Here is a 24,478-nt window from a genome sequence, read left to right as displayed (position 1 = left end):
TCATTTGCCTGACCGACGTTTGAACCACGAACCTATAAAAGGAGCACGGGACAGATCATGAAAGTCAATCATTTTGGTCCAGCCCATAACAATGAAATAAACGATAAGTCCGACTAAAGGCGCGAGAAGCATTCGCACCCAGAAAGGCAATATCATGACCGTCTCTTCGTACACAAGCAGGGTCGCTGCTCCCATAATAAACATGCCAGCACCCGTTTTGACCCAATCCATGATCTTGAAGCGGAACTGTAGTAGTTTACGAACGCTTTGGATATGTAATAGCGTAACCACAGTAGAATTCACACAGATAGAGATAACCGCACCGAAGATGCCATACTCGGGCCGGGAAGCGAGCGTTAAAATTAACGTGACTTTGATAACAGCACCGATAAATGTATTTAGCAGTGCTTTCCCTGGACGGTCAAGGGCTTGTAACGCAGCTTGAAGAGGAGCTTGAATATAAATGAACAAAGCAAAAGGAGCCATTAGCTTCAGCATGCTTCCGATCGATGCATCATTATACAGAACAAGACACATCGGTTCGGCAAGCACATACATAAATACAGAAAACGGAGCACCTGTCACAAGTGCCAAGCGTAACGCCTGATGCATTCTTTTGTGAATCAGTGCGCGATCTCCCTGAGCAGAAGCTTCGGACAGTGAAGGCACGAGTGATGTCGCAAGCGATGAGGTTAGTGCGCCTGGCAGCAGTAGCAAAGGGATAATCATGCCTTGTAGTGCACCATACTGTGCTGTGGCGAGTCCTTTGGATATGCCTGCCAGAGCAAGACTCTGGGCAGTAACGATGGTTTCAGCCAGGTAGGAGAGGGAGCCAACCAAACGACCTGCTGTAACGGGAATGGAGATCGCAAGCAAACGCCGAATGAGTCCGGTCTGCGGAGCACCCGTATCTTTTATAACAGGCGTTACTGTGGTTATAGGCTTGGCTGAGAGATTGGACATGTTCTGATGCTTGGCAAGCGGTAACTCTTTCTTCTGTCTGCTGTACTTCCACAATAAGACAAGCATACCGCCGAATTCTCCGACGAGTGCACCGAGCATGGCACCAGCAGCAGCCTGGGCAATACCGTGGGGGAGAAGAAGCCAGGCAAACCAAATGACACAGACGATGCGAATGATGGTTTCGACAATGGATGAAATGGCAGTAGGCATCATGTTTTGTTTGCCTTGGAAGTAACCTCTGTAAACGGCAGATACGGCGATAATGGCAATCATGGGACTCATACTAACGAATGTATGATACACCCGCTCATCAGTGAGCACGTACTTGGTCACCCATGGGGCAAATATAATGCACAAAAACATGAATACTACGCCAAGCGTCAGTGTGAAGCTTAAGCTTATTTGCAGGATACGCTGGGGGGAATAACGATTGGCACCGGTGTCAGCTTCGGCTACGAGCTTGGCTACGGCGAGCGGAATACCACCTGTAATTAATGTCACCAGTACGATAAAAAAAGGATAGCTCAATTGGTAGATGCCAACACCTTCTGCACCGATGACTCGTGGCAGCGCTATGCGCGGGATGAAACCAAGTATTCGATTAATTATGCCTGCCGCGAGCAGGATCATGGCCCCCTGGATAAATGTCTGTTTCTTCAAGACTACCCCTCTTTCCCGGTTGAAAGTACAGGTTATCATCATAAACGGGACAAAGCCGTTGTTCTTCATCCTATGCCAGTCCTTTATCTTCTCATGACAACTTGGACACGATTAACAAAAAGAACCATAACCAGCAAGAAGGAATATGATTGGGCGAAGTCGAATGTTGTAATATTGATGCCGTTATAAAGGCTTGGATGTACGAAGGGAGGCTCCCCGTTGGAAGAAATGAATGATGTGGAGTTGGAACAGTCAATAGAGATGCTCTGCCGTAGCAAGGCGGAGGAATTAAGGCTTGTCGGTTACGAATATGTCACCAGCAAAGATGTCTGGAATTGCGTCAGTCATAAATATGAAAAACAGGGCATTCCACCGCTTCACCAGCTGGTGAACGACATTTTGTCACTGAAAGCAACAAGCTTTATGAACTTTATGACCGTGTCTGCATACCGGGGGTCCTCTTTCTAGACGAAAGGGATCTTTTTTGTTGAAAATTGACTGCTTTTTACGGCATCGCTATAATAGGAATATTGAGAACGAAAGGGGATCTAGGAACGGCATGAAAAGAATTATCAGTTTCATTCTGGTCGTGCTTGTCACCACAGGGGTAATGGTGGGAACAAGCCCGGAGCTGCTCAAAAATATACGCTTGGGCCTTGATTTAAAGGGAGGCTACGAGATCTTATATGAAGCAGAGCCGCTCGATGAGGGACAACAAGTCACCAAAGCATCACTGGTGCAAACGGCCAAGAGTCTTGAAAGCCGCGCCAATGCGCTCGGAACAAGCGAACCGGAGGTAACTACTGAAGGAAGCAACCGGATTCGTTTGAAGTTGGCAGGAGTTACGGACGAGGCTGAAGTTAGAGCCAAAATGAAAGAACCAGCCGTTTTGACCTTCCGTAGTAAAGCTGAGAATGACAAGGAAGGCGAATACACGAAAATTGAGCTTCGCGGAAATGAATTTGTTGAGAATGCAGCCAAAGTTGTGTTCACTCAATTGAATGAGCCTATGATTGACATTCAAGTAAAAGACAAAGCCAAATTTTCCGAGATTACCAAACGTTTGATCGGACAACCTCTCGCTATTTATTTGGACGATGAGTTGCTCTCTGCTCCAACCGTTAGACAACAGTTGACAGATGGTTCCGCTCAGATTTCGGGTGCTTACACACGTGACGAAGCAAACCAGCTTCGTGACACCATTAACCTGGGTGCATTGCCACTGAAACTTACAGAGAAATACTCACAAAGTGTTGGGGCAACACTGGGTAAGCTTTCTCTGGATCAGACGATTAAAGCTGGATTGATTGGCTCCGTTATCATCCTAATCTTCATGATTGGGCTCTATCGTATTCCAGGTATTATTGCGAGTTTCGCCTTGATCGCACATACATGGCTGGTACTTGCGATCTTCTATATGGGAGAGTTCGTACTTACCCTTCCAGGGATAGCAGCATTTATCTTGGGTATAGGAATGGCCGTAGATGCCAATATCATCACCTACGAACGGATTAAGGAAGAGATGCGTAGTGGCAAGTCGATCTTGTCTTCGGTTAAAGCAGGTGGTAAACATTCCTTCCGTACGATCATTGATTCTAATGTCACTACCATTATTGCTGCTTCGGTTATGTTCTTCTTGGGAACAGGTGCGGTTAAAGGGTTTGCACTCGTGCTGATCTTTGACATTGTCACCAGTATTATCACGAATATTTTCTTCTCCCGCTTCCTGTTGACCCTGCTCGTACGGGGTAACGTGTTGAAGAAGCCTAAGTACTTCGGAGTGAAGGAGAGTGAAATTCGTGCGCTTTAATTGGAATTTTGATTATGTTAAAGGTAGTAAGATTGCCTATACGTTTTCCATCATCCTGACAATTGCGGGTATTATTAGTCTCTTGTCTCTGGGATTGAATTATGCGGTTGATTTCCGCGCAGGCTCCAATGTAGATATCAGTGTATCCAAGTCGATTACTGCTGAGCAGATTAATCCGATTGTCAAGGATATCGGTGTGAACGAGGGTGACGTTACGATTACTCCGGGTTCAGACAGAGTGAATGTTCGCTTCTCCAAAGAACTGGATGAGAATCAAGAAAGTAAGTTCAAGCAGGAATTTACCAAATTAGATCCGGCTGCCTCTTACGAAGTAAATACGGTTGATCCAGAGATGGCAAAGGAACTTGAGCGTAACGCCATCTATGCCGTTCTTATTGCGAGTATCGGGATCATGATCTATGTAGCGATTCGATTTGAATGGCGCTTCGCTTTAGCCGCGGTCGTTTCCATATTCCATGATGCTTTTGTCGTGATAAGTGTATTCTCTCTCTTCCGTCTCGAAGTGAATCTGACCTTTATTACTGCTGTACTTACTATTGTCGGATTCTCCATCAACGATACGATTGTTATCTTTGACCGAATTCGTGAGAATCTGCGTTTTGCCAAAAAGTCTTCTAAAGCAGACTTGCGTGCAATAGTTAATCACAGCTTGTCTCAGACGATGACCCGTTCACTGAATACAACGTTTACGGTGTTTGCTGCATCACTTTGTTTGTTTATTTTTGGTGGTGAATCCATTCGCATGTTCTCGCTTGCGATGGTCATCGGGACATTTTTCGGCGCATATTCTTCAATCTATATTGCAGCTCCACTATGGTTTACACTTAAATCTAAACAAGTCACTAAACCTAAAGTTGAAGCCAAAACATCCAACTAAACACTTTATTGTGAAGCCGCGTCTGCCAGGCGCGGTTTTGCAACTTTATGTACAGAATTAAGGGGGAATATTCATGACCAGAGAACATATCCCATCTGCTCAAGCTGCCACATGGAGCGGTATTGCTGGTAATATGGGACTTGCGGTGATCAAGGCTGGGGTCGGTTATATGGCAAACAGCAAATCGTTGCTCGCAGACGGCTTGTATTCTGCTTCTGAAGCTGGTTCTGCCCTGGCTGGTCTCTTTCCCTCCAAGTCTGTACGCCATAAGAGCAAGGCACGCAGGGAACGGTTTAAAGAACATTCACGTGTTGCTAGACCGGGACTCTCAGTATTGTTATCTGTGTTGATCCTTATGGGCGGCTTGCAGCTTGCCATCTCCGCATTGGGTAGTCTGTCCGGAAGTGAGCCTGAAGCGCCAGGGAAGTCGGTGCTTTTGGTGGCTGTAGCAGCTCTGGCTGTGAAGGAAGCGATTTTTCAATTTCAGTACAGATATTTCCGTAAACGAAACCAGTCTCAGGCGCTGGCATATGCACAGCAACATCGCCGCGCACTTTATTGCTCGCTCACCGTATTAATCGGTATTATCGGTTCGATGACGGGAGAAGAGACGGGTCTGAGCATGCTGCTCTACCTAGACCCCACGGCTGCGTTGATTGCTTCCTGTTTTGTGCTCCACAAGGGTTACAGAATGATTGTGGACACAGTCTATGGTTCACTCGTTCAGGAACTGGAGCAGGAAGAAGCGTCAGATTTCAAAGAGACCGTACAGCGGGTATATGGCATCATTACCATTGAGCACTTGGTTGCACGGGAACAGGAACATGACGTTACGATTGAGCTGGTCATTAGTGTGAATCCGAGGATTTCAATACTGGAAGCACAGGAGATTGCTAATCGGGCGAAGACACTACTGCTAACCCGTTTTAGTCATGTGAAAGAAGTACAGATTCAAGCGATACCTTATGATCCAGGCTATCCTTATAAATCCAATCATGAACTGCCCGATCACGAAGCGACATTAATTCAGTAGTGAAGCGCGGGTCCAGTAGATCAGGAAAGGAGCGTTATCATTGCTTTATTCGCAATACCGGTGGAATACACCAAATATCGATATGGAGGCGGCTGCGGGACTCTCGCAGGCGCTTTCCGTTTCACCCCTTGTGGGACGTTTGCTTGTGAGTCGAGGAGTGCACAATGAGAAGGAGGCAGAACGTTTTTTGCATCCTGATCTGAATCAGATGCATGATCCGTATCTGCTACTCGGCATGAATGAAGCTGTACCTCGAATCAAGCTGGCTTTGGAGCGGGAAGAACATATTTTAATCTATGGTGATTATGACGCCGATGGCGTATCCAGTACATCGCTGATGATCCACCTGATGCGTCATCTTGGGGCCTCGTATGATATATATATCCCTCATCGCTCGAATGAAGGGTATGGGTTGCACAACCATGCGTTGGATTGGGCCCATCAGCAAGGCGTTTCATTGATTATTACCGTGGATACCGGAATCAGTGCTGTTGAACAGATTGCCTATGCGGCAACGCTCGGCATCGAAGTCATTGTGACAGACCACCACGAGCCGCCTGAAATTTTACCGGAAGCTTATACTCTTATTAATCCGAAACTTCCGGGATGTCCGTATCCTTTTAAAGGTTTGGCAGGTGCGGGGGTAGCCTTAAAGCTGGCTCAGGCATTGATCGGGGAAGTGCCCGGTGAATGGATGGAAATTGCTGCTATCGGCACGGTTGCCGATCTGATGCCTTTGGAAGGTGAAAATCGGGTTATCGTCAGTTATGGGATAGAATCTATGCGTGGTTCACGTCTCCCCGGTGTAAGTGCATTGCTTGAAATTAGTGGTGTGGACCAGAGTCAGGTGACTTCGATTAATATTGCCTTCGCCATGGCACCACGTATTAATGCCAGTGGACGTTTGGATCATGCGGGGCGGGCGGTGTCGCTGCTCACAACCGAGAGTCTGGATGAAGCTCATACGCTTGCCGGTCAGCTTGATCTATTGAATCGGGAGCGGCAGCAAGTTGTAGAGGGCATATTACAAGAAGCAACGGCACAGTTGGAACAAAAGATAGAGCTTCGTTCAGGATCAGTTCCAGATGTGATCGTATTGGCTGGTGAGGGCTGGAATGTCGGAGTGGTTGGTATTGTGGCTTCCAAATTGCTGGACCGCTATTACAGACCTACACTTATTCTTGGGATTGATCCCGAGAGTGGCGTCTGCAAAGGCTCTGCGCGCTCCATTGAGGGCTTGGATATCTATGAGGCACTCACAGTCAATAAACACACGATGGACCATTACGGAGGGCATCCGGCTGCAGCAGGTATGACATTGCATCGGGATCAACTGGAAGAACTTGAGGCGGGCTTGAATGAGTTTGCTGCAACCGTGTTGACCGAAGAGGATTTTGTACCTCAGCGTCTTGCGGATGATGAATGCAGAATTAGTGATGTTCCGCTGAAAGTGATCCAGGAGATCGACAGATTGCAGCCTTTCGGGATGAGCAATCCTTCGCCACGGTTTGTGTTGAGAAGCGTGACTGTGAAGGAAACCAGAACGATGGGACGAGAGAAACGCCATCTGAAACTGGTACTTGAACAGGATGGTCAGCAACTGGAAACTGTCGCATTTGGCAAGGGAGCTTTGGCAGAGTTTCTTCTCCCAGGTACCGTAATTGATGTGATGGGAGAACTGTCCATCAATGAATGGAATGGGATGAGAAAACCTCAATTGATGCTTCAGGACATTCATGTTCCTCAGGTCCAGGTGTTTGATTTGCGTGGCAATACCGAGCCGTTGAATGCGATGAAACAGTTCTTGAGCTCATTAGAGGTGCATCTGCGATACAAATCAGGTTCTATAGGTGCTATTGTTCGGAAAGAAACCAATGTTTCCGAGGGAAATTCATTGTATGAACCTTGCCTTTGGGTATATGATAGAAAGGTCGGGTTATTTCCGTGTAATGCTGCTGCACAGCATTATGGACAGGAACAAGTCCGGACGTTATTTGTGTTTGATACGCCGGAAACCCCGGAACAACTTGATGCCATGCTGGCTTTGTTCAGTGGAGCAGAGAATATCATCCTTCTGCACGGATCAGGCAACCGCCGAGATCGCCTTCAGATGCCTTCCAGAGAACTCTTCAAGCGTATTTATATGCAGGTGTTGAAATGGAAAGCTGAACCCGTGGAGGAACAAGAGATTACTCCTGTGCTCAGTCGTCAGTGTGGTTGTTCGCCGCGCATGATTACGATGATGTTGGATGTATTCGAAGAGTTATCCTTCATTACCCGTGATAACGGCAAAATTGCGTTTGTGGATAACCCGCCTAAGCGTGAACTAACCGCTTCGCGTCATTATCAGGCGCTCGAAAGCATGGCCGAGACAGAACAGGTGATGCTGGATGCATCCACGCCGCAACTGACACAATGGATGATATCCCGGATGAAGGGCGTATCTTAGATGGAAGTTTGTGTATTTATTTTAGGAGGAGATTATTTTGGATTTTAAAGATTATATTCGTGTCATTCCTGACTTTCCACAACCGGGAATCAGCTTTAAGGACATTACGACATTGTTGAAAGATGGAGAAATGTACCGCAATGCGATCAATGAACTGAAAGTGATGGTTTCTGATCTCAAAATTGACGTCATTGCTGGACCTGAAGCACGTGGTTTCGTTGTGGGCGCCCCTCTGGCGTACGCTCTTGGTGTCGGCTTTGCACCGATTCGCAAAAGTGGAAAACTGCCTGGAGAGACGATTGAAGTCGGTTATGATCTCGAGTATGGCAAGGATACACTCGCAATGCACACAGATGCGATTGAGAAAGGTCAAAATGTCCTGATCGCAGATGATCTGCTCGCAACGGGTGGAACGATTGCTACTTCCATCAACTTGATTGAACAGTTGGGCGGAAAAGTTGTCGGTGCTGCCTTCCTGATCGAACTGTCTGATCTGAACGGTCGTTCTAAATTGCCCGAAATCGATGTATTCACATTGATGAACTATTAAGCTTAAATCTCCACACGCACTGCTGTGATGAAACATGAATTGCTTTCCCCGTTTCCCGGGAAATAATATACAGCATTAATGATTATCAAAAAGCCTGTTCCTTCATCCGTTAAGGTTGAAGAGAACAGGCTTTTTTTGCTATATATGTGAAAGAATTAATCGGGCGTTTTTTCAGTGATAGGCTGTTTTCTGGAGTCTTCATTCAACCAACCCAGCACTTCAAACAACTTAAACAACAAGCTCATCAGGATTCCAACGATGGTTGCGAGTGCCATCCCTTTTAGATGAACGCCGTAGAAAATAACTTCTGTACCACTCAGTCCGATGACCAGTACAAGTGTAGTAAGAAGCAGATTGGTTGGTTTGGCAAAGTCAACTTTCTGTTCAACCAGAATACGCAGACCGGATGCGGCAATTACCCCGAACAGAAGCAGGGATACGCCACCCATAACGGGTACAGGAATGTTGGCTACAAGCGCCGAGAATGTTCCTGAGAAGGAGAGTACAATTGCAATAACCGCTGCGCCTCCAATAACATATGTGGAGTATACCCGAGTCAGAGCCATAACACCGATGTTCTCACCATAGGTTGTATTCGGGGTTGATCCTACAAACCCGGACAGAATGGTGGATACGCCGTTACCAAGCAGGGAACGATGAAGCCCAGGGTCTTTGGACAGATCTTTGCCTACGATGCTGCTTGTTACAAGCAAATGTCCAATATGTTCTACGATAACCACAAGCGCTACAGGCAAAATGGTGAAGACAACAGACCAGTCAAATGTAGGTGTAGTCACGGTTGGCAGTGAGAGGAAATCAGCGTTTCCAATAGCCTGTTTATCAACCAGGCCCATAGAATAACCAAGGATATAACCCACTACAATACCGATTAGAATATGAATGATTTTGGGGAATCCACGGAATGTTACGGCACCAATGACAGTGATCCCGAGCGTGGCCATGGAGAGTATAATAGGTTTCGCCTGAGGAATCCAGTTGGGATTAGCTACAGGATCGGAATTAATTAATCCGGCCATACCAGCTGCAACAGGTACAAGTTCAAGACCAATGAGGGCAACAATGGCGCCCATAACTGCCGGTGGGAATACCACGTTAATCCAGCCTGTTCCCGCATATTTCACAATAAGAGCTACAAGGCAGAAAACAATTCCTGTTATTATAAAAGCTCCAAGAGCCATGGAGTAGCCGTTCTCTGGATGTGTTTTTAACACTGAAGTGACAGGAGCAATAAAAGCAAAGCTGGAACCCAGATAGGCGGGAATTTTTCCTTTACACATCAGTATGTACAACAGGGTTCCAATTCCGTTCATCAGCAATATCATACTAGGGTCGACACCGAACAGGTTCGGTACAAGCACCGTGCTACCAAACATGGCGAACAAATGCTGAAGGCTAAGCAGTGAACCTGAGCCGAGTGGCATCTTTTGATTAACCTGAATTTCGCGTTGCAATGAATTTCATCTCCTTTTCCGAAACACAAACTTTCAATAGATTACAGAGTTTCTCCTAATTAAGCAATAACATTTTTGACGTAGCACCGCGATAGAATTTATATTTTCATGAAATTTCCTTCTATTTCAGCAAATAACGGCAATAATACATAATAATTAAGAAACATCTTCAATCACTTGTCGCTCTTAGGGGGAAGTACTTAGAAGTAGTGCAGATCATCAATATAAAAATTGGATAAGTACTCTTATTCGTCAGTAGTTGACGGGAAACGGGCGAAGCGTCATAATTATAGGAAATTACTTTTACGGGGAACCTGTGTTGAGACATTGTCACGGGTTCCATTTGGTATAGAAAGGACACGGAACAGATCAGAATGGGCATAGAGCAATTACTCGAGAAGGCTGGGGCATATATCAAAGAACCCGATCTGGTGCGCATACGAGAAGCTTACGAATTTGCTGATCAGGCCCACCATGGACAGACGCGAAAATCGGGAGAACCGTATATTCTGCATCCGCTTGCGGTTGCCGACATTGTTGTGAACATGCAGATGGACACCATCTCCATAATAGCAGCGCTTCTTCATGATGTAGTAGAGGATACTACGGTTTCACTTGAAGAAATCCGCAATCATTTCGGCAATACGTGTGCCATGCTTGTTGACGGCTTGACGAAGCTGGAACGTATTCAGTTTCGCTCCAAGGAAGAACAGCAGAACGAGAACTACCGCAAAATGTTCATCGCCATGGCGCAGGACATCCGTGTCATCGTGATTAAATTGGCCGACCGTCTGCACAATATGCGGACACTCAAGTTTCAGTCGGAAGAAAGCCAGCGCCGGATCTCTTATGAGACGCTGGAGATTTTCTGTCCGATTGCGAACCGGTTGGGTATCTCTGCAATCAAATGGGAAATGGAGGACATCGCCCTCCGTTATTTGAATCCGCAGCAGTACTACCGCATTGCGAACCTGATGCACAAAAAGCGTGCGGAACGTGAGCAATATATTGATACGGTTATGGACGGAATTACGAACAAGCTCGATGAGATGGGAATTCAGGCAGACCTTTCAGGCCGCCCGAAACATATCTACAGCGTGTTCAAGAAAATGACCACTAAAAACAAGCAGTTTAACGAAATTTACGACCTGCTTGCCATCCGTATTATTGTGGATAATATCAAGGATTGTTATGCTACCTTGGGCATTATACACACGCTATGGAAACCGATGCCTGGACGCTTTAAGGACTATATTGCAATGCCTAAGGCGAATATGTATCAATCGTTGCATACAACGGTAGTTGGTCCCAATGGTGAACCAACGGAAGTTCAGATTCGGACATGGGATATGCACCGGACTGCCGAATTTGGTATTGCTGCTCACTGGGCCTACAAAGAAGGCGCTGCGAATGGAAATCATTTTGAAGATAAAATTACGTTCTTTCGTGAAATTCTTGAACTTCAAAACGAGGCACAGGATGCGTCAGAATTTGTAGAATCGCTTAAAATGGATTTCTTCTCTGATTTGGTATTTGTATTTACGCCAAAAGGAGAAGTTATCGAATTGCCGATTGGCTCTGTTCCTCTGGATTTTGCTTACCGAATCCATACGGAGGTTGGTAATCGCACCATTGGTGCCAAAGTGAATGGTCGAATTGTTCCGCTTGATTACCATCTGAAGACAGGCGATATCATCGAAATTTTGACGTCCAAACATTCTTACGGACCGAGCCAAGACTGGATGAAAATTGCGAAATCTTCTCATGCACGAGCGAAGATCAAGCAATGGTTCAAAAAGGAACGCCGTGAAGAAAACGTTGAAAAAGGTCGGGAGAGCTGTGAACGTGAACTGAAACGCATGGGGCTTGATCCTTCTGCGTGGATGACGGATGACAAGTTGATGGAAGCTGCCAAAAAGTATGCCTTTAACGATATCGAGGATATGCTTGCGGCTGTTGGATTCGGTGGGATTACCGCTGCACAGATCGTGACCAAAGCAACCGAGAAATTGCGTAAAGAGCAGGAAGAATCCAGTTTGCTGGAATTGAATTCCGAGATGCGCGAGCTGAAGCCTGCTCCTGAACGCAAAAATCGTCCAACCAATGGCATTCGTGTCAAAGGCATTGATAACTTGCTTGTTCGTTTTGCACGGTGCTGTAATCCTGTACCTGGGGATGATATCATCGGTTATGTTACACGGGGACGTGGCGTTTCTGTTCACCGGAGTGACTGTCCGAATATCCCGTCAAGTGCAGATGGAGAAGAAGCAGCTCGTGTTATCGAGGTCGAGTGGGAAGAGAATATTGAAGCCAACTACAGTGTAGATATTGAGATTACAGGCCATGACCGCAATGGATTGCTCAATGAGGTGCTTCAGGCTGTTTCCGAGAGTAAGACAAATATTTCTGCCGTCACGGGACGGACAGACAAAAATAAATTAGCATTGGTGCACGTGACCATTCTGATTCGTAATACGGATCATCTGCAATCCGTTGTAGAACGGATCAAACGGGTGAAAGATGTCTATTCGGTGCATCGGATTATGCAGTAAGGAGCCTGTAAGATGAGGGTGCTTGTACAACGCTGTAAAGAGGCTCAGGTTACCGTGGGAGACGAGCTGACGGGTAAGATCGAATCCGGATTAATGCTGCTCGTGGGCATTACCCACGAGGACACCGAGAAGGATGCTCAGTATCTGGCTGACAAAATTAGTGGGTTACGGATTTTTGAGGATGAGCAGGAGAAGATGAACCTCAGTCTGCTTGATGTAGGCGGTGCTGTGCTGTCTGTTTCCCAGTTCACCCTGTACGGGGATTGTCGTAAAGGGAAACGTCCAAGCTTTGCGGCCGCGGCCCGACCCGAAGCGGCAGAACTGTTGTATGAAACGTTTAATCAACTGTTGCGTGAGAAAGGTATTCGGGTTGAAACCGGCCGTTTCGGAGCGATGATGGATGTGTCGTTTACCAACTGGGGACCCGTGACTTTGATGCTTGAAAGTCCGATTCGTCAGGAACCGCGTGCATAATTTCATGGAGTACAGGCCATAATAAGGATAATTCGTTGATGACTACTTATTAATCAAAGGAGTATCCACCCTATTATGCGCCAATCTGCAAAAGAAACACGTACGCGTACGGAACCTTTGGTATTTCCTGGAAACCTGTATGAATCATTACACCTTGCCCGTGCCGCTGCTGAATGTGTTGCAACGATCTGGGCACTTCAGGATTCGGACAAAGGGAAGCAAAATCATCTTCCGCGATCTTGAGTGTTTACACAGATATAAAAAAAGTCCTGGCTCGTTATCGAATCAGGACTTTTTGTTGTGTATTATTTGTTTTCTAGCCTTAACTTGTGCAATTTGCATCAGTGAATACAAATGGAGTTGTTATAAATTGCTCTGGTGAGGGTAATAACAAAATGAGGCACAACGAAGTGCCAATGTACTGCAAGACCAAGACCCGATTCCTAAAGAAAGTTCGAACACGGAAAGGAGAACATACGTTATGAGTAAAGTTGCTTTTTTATTGGCGAATGACTTTGAAGATTCGGAGATGCAGGTTCCGTATGACGAGGTGAAGAAAGCTGGTCATGAAGTGGAGATTATCGGATTAAAAGCCGGTGAGACTCTTAAAGGTAAGGGAGGAAAGGCCTCCTATACTACAGATAAGGCGATCGCTGATGTATCCTCTTCAGATTATGATGCAGTCGTAATTCCTGGTGGATCATCCCCTGAGAATTTGCGGAGTGATGCAAACATTCTGAAATTCGTTACCGAGATCAACAGTGCGAAGAAACCAATCGCAGCGATCTGTCACGGTCCACAGATTCTGGCCAGTGCCAATCTGTTGAAAGGACGAACCATTACGTCCTATCCGCCACTTAAAGATGACATGGTGAACGCAGGAGCAGAGTTCAAAGATCATGAGGCTGTAGTGGATGGAAATTTTATTACATCCCGAACGCCTGAAGATGAGCCCGCGTTTGTGCGGGAACTGCTAAAAGTTATTTAACTTAACGAAGTTTAACTGACATACATGGATGTATCTTAACTACGTTACATCGTGAAGTTTACAAAGTTCGCGTTGCATTTTATTCCGAAAAAGGAGGGTTTGATATGACAAAACATATTCAGGCGTATTTTCGAACCGAAGACGAGGCAGAAGAAGCAAGAACTTCTCTTCAGACGTTCCGTACAGAGCATTTGGAAGTAGGTCAACTGGATAGTGCGGTTGGCAGAGACACACGTGTGATGGTACCATTGGTGCCATATAATACAGCAGGTGGTGTAGGCACCAACGGGGCAATGGGTGTGGGTGCTGCCCCAGGTGTTCCAGCCAGCGAAAATGTGATCCCTGTAGTAGCCAATGTGGATCGTGATACAGAACGAGATTCTCGTGACAGAGTGAATGAGGATGGTGACATGCTTGATGCTGCGGACGTGTCCTCGGCCGATTATGATGATCTGCATTATGTTTTGTCTGCCAAAGTAAGGGATGAGGATTATGACGAGATTGTTCATAAGCTTCGTTCGAACCATGCCTATGTGGAAGAGTTGAATTAACGTGTAGATACTTCTTAGCCCTTGCACTGCTTGACTATACAGTCGAGCGATGTGCAAGGGCTTTTTAAGCGTGAGTATATTAAAAAACCTAATTATAAAGCGCTATCATTTTTGTAATATTACTGTAATATTAGTTACATAAGCCTTTAACATAGTGGGCTTATAATAACACACATGACCCCCTTTTTTTATATATCCTTTGAGCCTGCACACCGTGTGCAGGCTATTTTTTTGGATGAGAATGTATATGTTTTGAGGGAAGTGAAGCGAAGTTTACCCCTTTATATAAATTTTTGCTAGAATAGAGAAATGGATTTTGAATAATCTAAAGCCGATTTTATTCATAAACATCAGTATGTTCAAGAAACATTGTAAGTTATATAGAATGCCTCGTTTGAGAAAATGACACCTATCATACTATAGCAAGAGTGTCCTCATTCGAATGGCTGGTGACAGATTTAAGGAGGAATTAGTTTTGAGTAAGGTTGGAAGAAATGATATATGCCCATGCGGAAGCGGCAAAAAATATAAGAAATGCTGTCTGGGCAAGGAGGCCTCTGCGGTAGAATCCATACTGCAACTGATATCAACGGAGCAGCCTGTTCAGGAAACCTCGGCTCAGCTTGAGAGCAAGCTGACCCTGACCAAGCTGAAAAAGATGGTGGAGCGCGAACTGAAATGGGAGCATCCGACTCATGAACAGTTGGCTCTGCAGCTTATTGAGAACATGAAGGACCAATATGAACAGGAGTTGATTTTGGAAGCTCTGGTGCTATGGAACGGATATTCTCGCCAGACCCGTCCTACTGTGAAGAAGACAGGCTCGTTCTGTGCCGCAATTGAGTATTTGCTGTCGGAGGAATACGGCTTCAATGTCTCAAAGGCTGAGCTGGCCTCTAAATATGAGGTAACGACAGGAACGATCTCCCGAAAGATTAAGGAGATGTTTAATTACATCGAAGAATACGGTATGGGCGGCGAAACGGACGAGCTGATGATGCTGAACGGCCCAGGCACACCGAAGGAAAAAGCGCAGGCTCTGCTGCATAAGGCGATGGAAGCCAGCTCTACCAAACGCAAAATACAGCTGGCCGAAACGGTGCTGGAGATTTATCCTGACAGCCCTGAGGCGTATCTTATTCTGGCTGAGGAATCGGACAATGAGCAGGATGCACGGGCGTACCTTAAGGCCGGAATCGCTGCTGGCGAACGCGAACTGGGCGAACTGTTCTTTGAGAAGAACAAAGGGCACTTCTGGGGGCTTCATGAGACTCGCCCCTATATCCGGATATGCAAAAGCTACGCCGAATCCTGCTGGTTTGGCGGAGATGCCAAAGAAGCGGCACAAATCCTGGAGCATATTCTGGAGCTTAATACGGAAGACAATACCGGAGCACGTTACCTGCTCGCTGCTGTGTATTTGTACAGCAACCAATTGGATCAGGCAGAGCAATTGCTGAAGAAGCATGGAAAAGGTGAAGCCGCTACTGCCTTTGCTTATGACCAGATCATTCTGGAGTATAAGAAGAACGGAATCACCTCCCAGCTCAAAATGCTGTACCGTGCGGCCCGGGGTGTGAACAAGCATGTGCCTGATTACCTGTTGGGTTTGAAGAGGCTGCCGCATAACCTCCCTGATTTTGTCGGAAGAGGCGACTCCAACGAAGCAATTGAGTATGTCATTATGCACTCCCGTCTATGGGCGAGCGCGCCGGATCTACTGAAGTGGATGCTGAAACAATAGAGTTACGAAGCTATAGAGGTTGGAATTCATTGGAGGAATCCAGCTTCTATTAGCAGAGATTTCTGTGGACTCTCTATCCCGTAAGGCGTATGAGTAATTTTTTTGTGTTGTCTTTTCGTGTTAACCCTTGACTTTAGTACTGCGGTTCATTACAATCAGAAAATAATACGTTGACTATAGTCAATTAAAGTCGTTTCTTGAACTATATTATTGATTTGATGACGGGACCAAGTACTCCGTGCCCACATGACCAGAGAGGAATCCCCAGGCTGTAAGGATTCTCTTGATGAGCGGACGAATGACTTCCCCGAGAACAGACAGCGAACACAGCAGACTTGATCTGTTGACAGTAGCTGGCCTGCGCAGGACGTGCGTTACACGTAGAGCGGAATATCTGCTTGATCCAGGGGAGTTTGACAATCTAGATCATCAGAAGAACCTGAACGGCTAAAGTGTCAGGGTTCCGGAATGTGGGTGGTACCACGGGTGAATGTATATTACACAATCTCTCGTCCCTTTGTTTGCTGTATACAGCGACAGGGCGAGGGTTTTTTTTGTTATATAGAGAAAATCAATGCTGGAGGGATCAAGATGGCTTTTCAAAAACCGACTGGAACGCAGGACTTACTGCCTGGAGTTGTCGAGAAGTGGCAGTATGTAGAAGAAAAAGCACGAGATCTATGTCGACGGTTTAATTACCGTGAGATTCGTACACCGATCTTCGAACAGACTTCTTTATTTGTACGCGGTGTAGGAGAGACTACGGATATTGTTGAGAAAGAAATGTATACCTTTGACGACAAAGGCAATCGCAGCATGACTCTCCGTCCGGAGGGAACAGCGGGTGTTGTCCGCGCGTATGTAGAGAACAAAATCTATGGTGAACCGGATGTGAGCAAACTCTATTACATCGGTCCGATGTTCCGGTATGAGCGTCCGCAGGCAGGCCGTCAGCGTCAGTTCCACCAGTTTGGTGTAGAAGCCATCGGTGCGCTGGATCCGGCGATTGATGCGGAAGTGATCGCACTGGGCTACCAGTTGTGCGTAGAGCTCGGCTTGAAGGATGTCAAAGTGGAGATCAACTCCGTGGGTAACTCAACCAGCCGTGCAGAATACCGTGAGACATTACTCGGGTTCCTCAGACCGATGAAAGACAGTCTTTGCAAGGACTGCCAGTCCCGCATGGAGCGCAATCCACTGCGTGTACTCGACTGCAAAGTCGATCAGGACAAATTCGTAGGGGCACCGTCCATACTAGATAGCCTGGATGAAGAGTCTTTGAATCACTTTGCCAAGCTGCAGGCATACCTGGATGATTTCGGAGTAGATTATGCTGTGAATAATCGTCTGGTACGTGGCTTGGATTACTACACGCTGACTGCTTTTGAATTAAAAGCCCAAGGTATTGGAGCGATTGATACGGTTGGTGGTGGCGGCCGATACAATGGTCTCGTTGGGGATATCGGCGGACCTGATCAGCCTGGCATCGGCTTCGGTATTGGCTTGGAGCGCATTCAACTGATTCTGGAACACCAAAACATTGAGGTTACTACACTGGCTCCACTGGATGTGTACTTTGTTGCTCTGGGAGAGGCAGCTGATCGTGAAGTGAACCGTTTGTTGTTCAAACTTCGTCAGTCTGGACTGTCTGGTGAACGCGATTATCTGGGCCGCAAGATGAAAGCACAGATGAAATCAGCTGACCGTTTCAAATCCCGCTATACTGCCATCCTTGGTGATGACGAGCTGGAGCGTGGTGAGATTGCCCTCAAGTCGATGGATACAGGTGAACAACAAACCGTGAAGCTTGATGATCTGGTAGCGGCTATACGCGAAGGTAAATAAGCACGAAGTGTAACAATAAGTATAAAACATTCAAGTAAAACAATTGATCCGGCAAAATTGCTGAGGTTCACCGGCGATTCCGACGAATCGGAAAAGTTGGCGGGCAAGAGGCAACATGCCTTTTCGAATACATGGTCTACAGCAACCGGGCTGTTAAAGAGCAGGCACGAACTGCCCACACAGAACGGAAATTCACATAATGAGGAGTTTGGTTATGAAAAGAAGTCATCATTGCGGCGCATTAACACCCGCACACATCGGTGAAACAGTAACATTGAACGGTTGGGTTCAGACCCGCCGTGACTTGGGGGGCGTACTCTTCATCGACCTGCGTGATCGCAGCGGGATTGTACAAGTTGTCTTTAACCCGGCTTACTCCGGTGAAGCTCTGCAAATCGCAGATCGCGTACGTAGCGAGTATGTTATCGCTGTAACGGGTAAAGTCGTTAAACGTGATGCAGAGACTGTTAACAAAAACCTGCCTACAGGCGAAATTGAAGTTCAAATTACAGAAATCGAAGTACTGAACGCGGCCAAAACACCGCCATTCTTCATTGAAGATGGTGTCGAAGTCGACGAATCCCTTCGTTTGAAATATCGTTACCTGGATCTGCGTCGTCCTGAAATGTTCGAAACACTGAAACTGCGTTCCAAAGCATCCAAAGTGTTCCGTGACTACCTGGACGGAGAAGAGTTCGTTGAAGTGGAAACACCGATCCTGACCAAGAGCTCCCCGGAAGGTGCGCGTGATTATCTCGTACCGAGCCGTGTGCATGAAGGTGAATTCTTCGCCTTGCCACAATCCCCACAAATCTACAAACAATTGCTGATGGTGGGTGGAGTTGAGCGTTATTATCAGATCGCTCGCTGTTTCCGGGATGAGGATCTGCGTGCAGACCGTCAACCAGAATTCACTCAAGTCGACATCGAGACTTCCTTCCTGCAACAGGATGACCTGCTGCCAATGATGGAAGAACTGATGGCCAAATTGCTACGTGAAACGAAAGGTATTGAGCTGGAACTGCCTTTCCAACGGATTACGTATGCGGATGCGATGGGGAAATACGGTTCAGACAAACCAGATCTGCGTTTTGGTATGGAACTGGTTGAAATGAACGATATCGTAGCCAACAGTGGTGTAAAAGTATTTGCTTCTGTCATCGAAAAAGGTGGAGAAGTGAAAGTGCTGAACGCCAAAGGCTGTGGTACATGGAGCCGTAAAGAGATCGATGATCTCGGACCATTTGCTGCACGTTACGGTGCGAAAGGTCTGGCTTGGATTCAAGTGAAAGACGGCGAGTTCAAAGGGCCAATCGTGAAGTTCTTCACGCCTGAAGAAATCGAAGCAGTCAAAGAACGTACAGGTGCTGAAGAAGGCGATTTGTTGCTCTTCTCCGCAGACACCAAAAAAGTGGTTGCTGACGTTCTGGGCGCATTGCGTCTGAAAATCGGCCGTCAACTCGGACTGATCGATGACAGCAAATTCAAATTTGCTTGGGTTGTGGACTTCCCACTCCTTGGATATGATGAAGATGCCAAGCGTTATGTGGCAGAACACCATCCGTTCACACGTCCAAAAGACGAAGATGTACATCTGTTCGACACAGATCCGGGTGCAATCCGAGCTCAAGCCTATGACCTTGTTCTCAATGGTTATGAAGTAGGTGGCGGTTCGATGCGTATCTACAAACGTGATGTTCAAGAGAAAATGTTTGCTGCCCTTGGACTCTCACCAGAAGTAGCCAATGAGAAATTCGGTTACCTGCTGGAAGCATTCGAATATGGAACTCCACCGCATGGTGGTATTGCCTTTGGTCTGGACCGTCTTGTGATGTTGCTGGCGGGTCGCACGAATCTGCGTGAAACGATTGCCTTCCCGAAAACGGCAAGTGCAACGGATCTGCTCATGAATGCACCTTCCGAAGTGGATGATTCTCAATTGGAACAACTTCACATCCGTGTAGCCCGCAAACCGGTAGCGGAAAAGAAATAAAGGAGGCATCGATTCTCAATGCTCCATCAATTTTCAAGAACAGAACTTGCGATCGGACCTGAAGGTCTGAACACATTGAAGAATAGTACAGTAGCCGTGCTCGGTATTGGCGGTGTAGGTGGTATTGCTGTAGAAGCTCTTGCCCGCAGCGGTGTAGGTCGCATCATCCTGATTGATAAAGACGTAGTGGATATCACCAACATTAACCGCCAGATTCATGCTCTGACCACAACTGTAGGGCAGAAAAAAGCGGATCTGATGGTGGAACGTGTGAAACTGATCAATCCGGAATGTGATGCGATTGCCCTGAATATGTTTTACACGGAAGAAACGTATGAAGAATTATTCAAATATGAACTGGATTATGTGCTGGATGCATCCGACACGATTATCTACAAAATCCATCTCATTAAAGAGTGCCTGAAACGTAAAATTCCGATGATTTCCAGTATGGGTGCGGCAAATAAAATGGACCCGACGAAATTCCAGGTTGCAGATATTTCGAAAACGACCATGGACCCGATTGCTCGTGTTGTACGCACGACACTTCGCAAAGACGGCATCAAAAAAGGTGTGAAAGTGGTCTTCTCAACTGAAAAGCCGATGAAACCGCGTGCTGATGTTACAGAGAAGATTGTTCCCGAGAATGCACCGGAAATTCGCAAGGCCAAACAACCACCTGCGAGTAACGCATTCGTACCTCCGGTAGCCGGACTGATTATGGTCAGTGTTGCCGTTAAGGATTTGTTAGAAATTGCAGAGAACAAGCAGCAGTAATATGCTGCCAACAGAACAGCGTGGATGCCGACAAGGCATCTGCGCTTTTTTGTGTGATCATACTTCGAACTCAAAGCAATCGGACGTCAATCGTCCATGATAGCCGAACTACATCCCCGCATAAGTGTCAGAGCTACGTCATGTACTTCAAAGTGAAAACCGTGTATGATATTGATTGCTGCGCGAAATGATGATACATACATAAAGAATTTGCGGCATATAGGTTCAACTTAACTTTTTACACGAGAACGGAGAGGACAGAAAAAAGCTGGAGAAGCGAAGCGTTCGCCTTTATCACCAGATTTTCCCTTTGGAGAAGGAAATGCAAAAAAATCTGGGGATAACAGCGATCGGAAGGTTATTCTGTCATCGGAGTGGCAAGTGTAAACATTCTTTAGTTGAATTTATATATAGAGAGGGGAATAGAACGAAATGAAACACGGATGGATGACCAGACGTCTTGGCATGGAGCCAGGAGACCAGTGGAAAAAGGAAGTTGTGGCGGGAGCCATCTCCTATTTTGCCGTGGTCTATATCGTTATGGTCAATGCTACAATTCTTTCCGATGCCGGAATGCCCTTGCAGGCCGCCATGGTTGGAACCCTGCTAACGTCCATTGCAGGCTGTTTGCTCATGGCATTTGGCGGGAAATCACCGATTATTGTTGTGCCTGGAATGGGGATTAATGCATTTTTCACGTATACACTTGTACACTCGATGAAATTAAGCTGGCAAGAAGCGTTGGCCGTGGTAACCGTTACAGGTATACTGTTTGCCATTGTTGCGTTTACGTCACTATACAAAATGATCAGCGAAGCGATTCCAAAGAATCTGCAGCACGGGATTACGGTGGGGATTGGCTTGTTCCTCACATTCATTGGTTTGCAAAAAAGTGGAATTGTCATCGCACACCAGACCACGTTTGTCGCGATTGGGCACTTCAATGATCCGAATGTCATTACAGCCTGCGTTACGCTGGTGCTTGCCTTGATTTTATTTATACGGAATGTACAGGGCGGACTTCTCATCAGTATTCTGATCGGGACAGGCCTTGCCTATGTACTTGGAGCAGTGAACCCGGGTGAATCCGTATCAGCGATGGATGCGCTGCGTCAATACGGCGGCTTGTTTGGCGAATTGTCTTTGGTGAAGCTGGCTGATGTAGCGTTCTGGATTGCGGTATTTTTGCTACTGCTGATTGTGGTGTTCGAAAATATCGGATTAATTACAGCTCAGACACAGATGATTGGTCGTCCGGAGCGGTTCAAAGGAAGTCTGCGCGCCCTATCGATTAGTACCGTGCTGGCAGGCGTATTCGGAAGTAGTCCTCCAGTTGCCGCAGCCGAGACTACAGCCGGGATTGCGGCAGGTGGACGCACAGGGTTAACTCCGCTCGTTACAGCCGTTTTGTTTGGGGCGACCTTCTTCTTCATCCCGCTGCTCGGTTATATTCCAGACAGTGCGATTGCACCCATTTTAATCATTATTGGTGGCCTGATGGTGCAAGGTGTGAAGGATATGGACTTTGGTGACTTTACAGAGGCTTTCCCAGCATTTCTAATCATGGTCATGATTCCATTTACATATAGCATCGTGGACGGTATGGCGTTTGGATTTATTGCCTATCCATTAGCGAAGCTGGCAGCAGGTCAAGGGAAACAGGTGCCTGTGGTCATGTATGGCATTTCCATTCTCTTTTTAGCCAATTTTGTGTTGCATGGCGTTTTGTAATAAGAGAAGGCAGAGGGAACGTCATGTAAGTTCATACGTATGATCTCTGGTGAGCAGATGGAGAACGGGAGGAACGGGAATGGAAGAGCAGCAACAAGCAGGGCAGAATGAACCGAAGGTAGGAAAAAAGGGGTTTAAGGATTTCGTCAAGCTTATCGCTTCTACGAACCCGCCAAAACTGATCCTGATTCTGGCCCTCATCTTAACCCTGATTCAAACAACAGCCGGACTGATCGTGCCATTGATGACCAAAGGTCTGATTGATGGACTTACTACTTCGGCACTAAACAAATCTGTTATTTTGTTATTGCTTGGGGCATTTGTGATCCAGGCAATTGCCTCGGGCATCAGTATTTATATGTTAAATTACGCCGGACAACGTGTGGTCGCAACGCTTCGTACCAAGCTGTGGAACAAGGTATTGTCGCTGCGAATGCCATATTTCGATCGCAATCGCACGGGCGATACGATGAGCCGGATTACGAATGATACAAGTCAGATCATGACGTTGATCGCGGATTATCTGGTTTCCTTTGTATCCAACATTGTCGCTGTTGTAGGTGGCGTGGCGTTACTATTTTACTTGGATTGGGTGATGTCGCTCATTATCCTGAGTCTGGTACCACTTACGCTGTTGATTTTGTTGCCGGTCGGGAAGAAAATGTACAAGATCTCCAAGAAACAACAGGACGAGATGGCAGGTCTTACGTCTGTACTTAGTCAGGTTATTGGTGAGATCCGCTTGGTGAAAGCCTATGGAACGGAGAAACAGGAATCAGAAGCAGGAGATTCGCGGATTCGTAAAATGTTTGCTTTTGGCTTGCAAGAGGCACGTATCCTTGCGCTGATCGGTCCTTTGTTTACATTTGTCATGACTGCGGTGTTGGTCGTTATTCTGGGTGTGGGGGGAATGCGTGTAGCTTCTGGCATGTTGTCACCTGGTGAATTGGTAGCATTCATTCTGCTTTTATTCCAGGTCATTATGCCAATGGGACAATTCACGACGCTATACTCCCGTTTGCAAAAAGTTGTAGGTGCAACGGAGCGCATACAAGCTATCCTTGCCGATGAGGAAGAGCCGCATGACAGTACCAAGGTAGCTCCAAAAGGAAATGAGACGATTGCATTCCATGATGTACACTTTTCCTATGTTACAGGTGAGGAAGTGTTGCACGGAATAAATCTGACGGTACCTACACGCAAAGTGACGGCGATTGTCGGTCCAAGCGGTAGCGGCAAATCAACGCTGTTCTCTTTGATGGAGCAGTTCTATATGCCAGATTCAGGCTACATTTCATATGGAGGACAAGCGATAACGGATTATTCTTTGGCCTCTTGGCGAAGCAAGATCGGGTATGTATCACAGGAAAGTCCGCTTATGGCAGGCACAATCAAAGACAACATCACGTACGGATTGGATCGTGAAGTTACGATGGATGAGATCCGGCGAGCTGCTGAGATGGCCTATTCTGCCGATTTTATCGACAAGCTGCCACAGGGTTATGACACGGAAGTGGGTGAGAGAGGAATCAAGTTATCCGGGGGCCAACGTCAGCGGATTGCTATTGCTCGTGCCTTATTGCGCAGTCCGGATATTCTCATGTTGGATGAAGCGACATCCAGTCTGGATAGCACCTCTGAGTATGAAGTACAACAGGCTTTGTCCAATCTGATGGAGGGCAGAACCACAATCGTGATCGCGCACCGATTGTCCACAGTTGTGGATTCCGATCAGATTGTTGTATTGGAGCATGGACATGTTACCGGAACCGGAACACATGCGGAATTAATCAGCAATCATAAGGTATACCGTGAACTGGCTCAGAAACAGTTCGTGGCTCAGGAGGATGAAGGCATGGGAACTAGTAGCGGTAAAATACGAAGCGAAGAGTAACACTAGTTATATTGAAGAAGGATTTTCGTAATTACCTGCTCAGGTAATTCAACGGAAGTCCTTTTTTATTTTTCTAAATTCCTCATATTGACAG

The 24,478-nt window shown here is 46.6% G+C and carries 20 protein-coding genes; 18 read left to right on the top strand and 2 right to left on the bottom strand.

Annotated elements, in window-relative coordinates; all coding sequences use genetic code 11:
• A complete protein-coding gene (spoVB, locus tag M1D71_RS22830) occupies positions 1-1,623 on the bottom strand; it encodes a stage V sporulation protein B (RefSeq protein ID WP_458123812.1) in 1,623 nt (540 codons plus the stop codon).
• A 228-nt stretch (positions 1,624-1,851) separates the two neighbouring features.
• Here spoVB and M1D71_RS22825 point away from each other — a divergent pair, with 228 nt between their 5' ends.
• The 6 genes from M1D71_RS22825 to M1D71_RS22800 all read left to right on the top strand — a co-directional run bounded on the left by M1D71_RS22825 (position 1,852) and on the right by M1D71_RS22800 (position 8,363).
• Positions 1,852-2,091, top strand: coding sequence for a post-transcriptional regulator (locus M1D71_RS22825; protein WP_036617497.1), 240 nt, complete (start codon positions 1,852-1,854; stop codon positions 2,089-2,091).
• A 91-nt stretch (positions 2,092-2,182) separates the two neighbouring features.
• Positions 2,183-3,433 carry a protein translocase subunit SecD gene (secD, locus tag M1D71_RS22820; protein ID WP_458123811.1) on the top strand — a complete coding sequence of 417 codons (1,251 nt, stop codon included), beginning with the start codon at positions 2,183-2,185 and terminating at the stop codon, positions 3,431-3,433.
• Positions 3,423-4,331 (top strand): protein translocase subunit SecF, encoded by a 909-nt coding sequence (gene secF, locus M1D71_RS22815; RefSeq protein ID WP_458123810.1) that lies wholly within the window; start codon positions 3,423-3,425, stop codon positions 4,329-4,331. Before secD ends, secF begins: the two co-directional genes overlap by 11 nt.
• A 73-nt stretch (positions 4,332-4,404) precedes the next feature.
• Positions 4,405-5,364, top strand: a complete 960-nt coding sequence (locus M1D71_RS22810; protein ID WP_458123809.1) for a cation diffusion facilitator family transporter — start codon at positions 4,405-4,407, stop codon at positions 5,362-5,364.
• A gap of 40 nt (positions 5,365-5,404) precedes the next feature.
• Positions 5,405-7,813 (top strand): single-stranded-DNA-specific exonuclease RecJ, encoded by a 2,409-nt coding sequence (gene recJ, locus M1D71_RS22805; RefSeq protein ID WP_458123808.1) that lies wholly within the window; start codon positions 5,405-5,407, stop codon positions 7,811-7,813.
• A 37-nt stretch (positions 7,814-7,850) separates the two neighbouring features.
• Entirely contained in the window at positions 7,851-8,363 is a 513-nt protein-coding gene (locus M1D71_RS22800; protein WP_145324024.1) for an adenine phosphoribosyltransferase, read from the top strand.
• Between the two features lie 155 nt (positions 8,364-8,518).
• Here the strand turns inward: M1D71_RS22800 and uraA are convergent, their stop codons facing one another.
• A complete protein-coding gene (gene uraA / locus M1D71_RS22795; protein ID WP_458123807.1) occupies positions 8,519-9,835 on the bottom strand; it encodes a uracil permease in 1,317 nt (438 codons plus the stop codon).
• A 374-nt stretch (positions 9,836-10,209) separates the two neighbouring features.
• On the opposite strand from uraA, the gene M1D71_RS22790 reads away from it, so the two are divergent.
• From M1D71_RS22790 to M1D71_RS22735, 12 genes are all read left to right on the top strand, one after another.
• Positions 10,210-12,387 carry a RelA/SpoT family protein gene (locus M1D71_RS22790; protein ID WP_145324020.1) on the top strand — a complete coding sequence of 726 codons (2,178 nt, stop codon included), beginning with the start codon at positions 10,210-10,212 and terminating at the stop codon, positions 12,385-12,387.
• A 12-nt stretch (positions 12,388-12,399) separates the two neighbouring features.
• Complete coding sequence (gene dtd, locus M1D71_RS22785; RefSeq protein WP_458123806.1) at positions 12,400-12,861, top strand: D-aminoacyl-tRNA deacylase; 462 nt, start codon at positions 12,400-12,402, stop codon at positions 12,859-12,861.
• Positions 12,862-12,936: 75 nt separating this feature from the next.
• Positions 12,937-13,104: a hypothetical protein gene (locus M1D71_RS22780; protein WP_458123805.1), complete on the top strand. Its 168-nt coding sequence runs from the start codon at positions 12,937-12,939 to the stop codon at positions 13,102-13,104.
• 238 nt (positions 13,105-13,342) lie between these two features.
• Positions 13,343-13,849 carry a type 1 glutamine amidotransferase domain-containing protein gene (locus M1D71_RS22775; RefSeq protein ID WP_458123804.1) on the top strand — a complete coding sequence of 169 codons (507 nt, stop codon included), beginning with the start codon at positions 13,343-13,345 and terminating at the stop codon, positions 13,847-13,849.
• A gap of 104 nt (positions 13,850-13,953) precedes the next feature.
• Positions 13,954-14,400 (top strand): hypothetical protein, encoded by a 447-nt coding sequence (locus M1D71_RS22770; RefSeq protein WP_458123803.1) that lies wholly within the window; start codon positions 13,954-13,956, stop codon positions 14,398-14,400.
• A 475-nt stretch (positions 14,401-14,875) separates the two neighbouring features.
• Positions 14,876-16,144, top strand: a complete 1,269-nt coding sequence (locus M1D71_RS22765; protein WP_458123802.1) for an SEC-C metal-binding domain-containing protein — start codon at positions 14,876-14,878, stop codon at positions 16,142-16,144.
• A gap of 286 nt (positions 16,145-16,430) precedes the next feature.
• Positions 16,431-16,595: a hypothetical protein gene (locus tag M1D71_RS22760; RefSeq protein ID WP_458123801.1), complete on the top strand. Its 165-nt coding sequence runs from the start codon at positions 16,431-16,433 to the stop codon at positions 16,593-16,595.
• A gap of 140 nt (positions 16,596-16,735) precedes the next feature.
• Positions 16,736-17,989 carry a histidine--tRNA ligase gene (hisS, locus tag M1D71_RS22755; RefSeq protein WP_017686789.1) on the top strand — a complete coding sequence of 418 codons (1,254 nt, stop codon included), beginning with the start codon at positions 16,736-16,738 and terminating at the stop codon, positions 17,987-17,989.
• 214 nt (positions 17,990-18,203) lie between these two features.
• Entirely contained in the window at positions 18,204-19,982 is a 1,779-nt protein-coding gene (aspS, locus tag M1D71_RS22750) for an aspartate--tRNA ligase (protein WP_458123800.1), read from the top strand.
• Positions 19,983-20,000: 18 nt separating this feature from the next.
• A complete protein-coding gene (locus M1D71_RS22745) occupies positions 20,001-20,759 on the top strand; it encodes a tRNA threonylcarbamoyladenosine dehydratase (protein WP_336765245.1) in 759 nt (252 codons plus the stop codon).
• 432 nt (positions 20,760-21,191) lie between these two features.
• Positions 21,192-22,490, top strand: a complete 1,299-nt coding sequence (locus M1D71_RS22740) for an NCS2 family permease (protein ID WP_458123799.1) — start codon at positions 21,192-21,194, stop codon at positions 22,488-22,490.
• Between the two features lie 79 nt (positions 22,491-22,569).
• The gene (locus tag M1D71_RS22735; RefSeq protein WP_458123798.1) at positions 22,570-24,384 is read left to right on the top strand and encodes an ABC transporter ATP-binding protein; all 1,815 of its coding nucleotides are present in this window, start codon (positions 22,570-22,572) and stop codon (positions 24,382-24,384) included.
• Positions 24,385-24,478 lie beyond the last annotated feature (94 nt).

Source organism: Paenibacillus sp. Z3-2 (genome assembly GCF_054161325.1).
The sequence above is the reverse complement of the archived record's forward strand: the minus strand, read 5'-3'. Positions and strand labels throughout refer to the sequence as shown.

Excerpts from the sequence above, each read along its gene's own strand:
- aspS (WP_458123800.1), top strand. The coding sequence starts at position 18,204 with ATGAAAAGAAGTCATCATTGCGGCGCATTAACACCCGCACACATCGGT.
- hisS (WP_017686789.1), top strand. The coding sequence starts at position 16,736 with ATGGCTTTTCAAAAACCGACTGGAACGCAGGACTTACTGCCTGGAGTT.
- M1D71_RS22780 (WP_458123805.1), top strand. The coding sequence starts at position 12,937 with ATGCGCCAATCTGCAAAAGAAACACGTACGCGTACGGAACCTTTGGTA.
- secD (WP_458123811.1), top strand. The coding sequence starts at position 2,183 with ATGAAAAGAATTATCAGTTTCATTCTGGTCGTGCTTGTCACCACAGGG.
- M1D71_RS22775 (WP_458123804.1), top strand. The coding sequence starts at position 13,343 with ATGAGTAAAGTTGCTTTTTTATTGGCGAATGACTTTGAAGATTCGGAG.
- M1D71_RS22825 (WP_036617497.1), top strand. The coding sequence starts at position 1,852 with ATGAATGATGTGGAGTTGGAACAGTCAATAGAGATGCTCTGCCGTAGC.
- M1D71_RS22745 (WP_336765245.1), top strand. The coding sequence starts at position 20,001 with ATGCTCCATCAATTTTCAAGAACAGAACTTGCGATCGGACCTGAAGGT.
- M1D71_RS22770 (WP_458123803.1), top strand. The coding sequence starts at position 13,954 with ATGACAAAACATATTCAGGCGTATTTTCGAACCGAAGACGAGGCAGAA.
- dtd (WP_458123806.1), top strand. The coding sequence starts at position 12,400 with ATGAGGGTGCTTGTACAACGCTGTAAAGAGGCTCAGGTTACCGTGGGA.
- M1D71_RS22790 (WP_145324020.1), top strand. The coding sequence starts at position 10,210 with ATGGGCATAGAGCAATTACTCGAGAAGGCTGGGGCATATATCAAAGAA.
- M1D71_RS22810 (WP_458123809.1), top strand. The coding sequence starts at position 4,405 with ATGACCAGAGAACATATCCCATCTGCTCAAGCTGCCACATGGAGCGGT.
- M1D71_RS22735 (WP_458123798.1), top strand. The coding sequence starts at position 22,570 with ATGGAAGAGCAGCAACAAGCAGGGCAGAATGAACCGAAGGTAGGAAAA.
- M1D71_RS22760 (WP_458123801.1), top strand. The coding sequence starts at position 16,431 with ATGAGCGGACGAATGACTTCCCCGAGAACAGACAGCGAACACAGCAGA.
- M1D71_RS22740 (WP_458123799.1), top strand. The coding sequence starts at position 21,192 with ATGAAACACGGATGGATGACCAGACGTCTTGGCATGGAGCCAGGAGAC.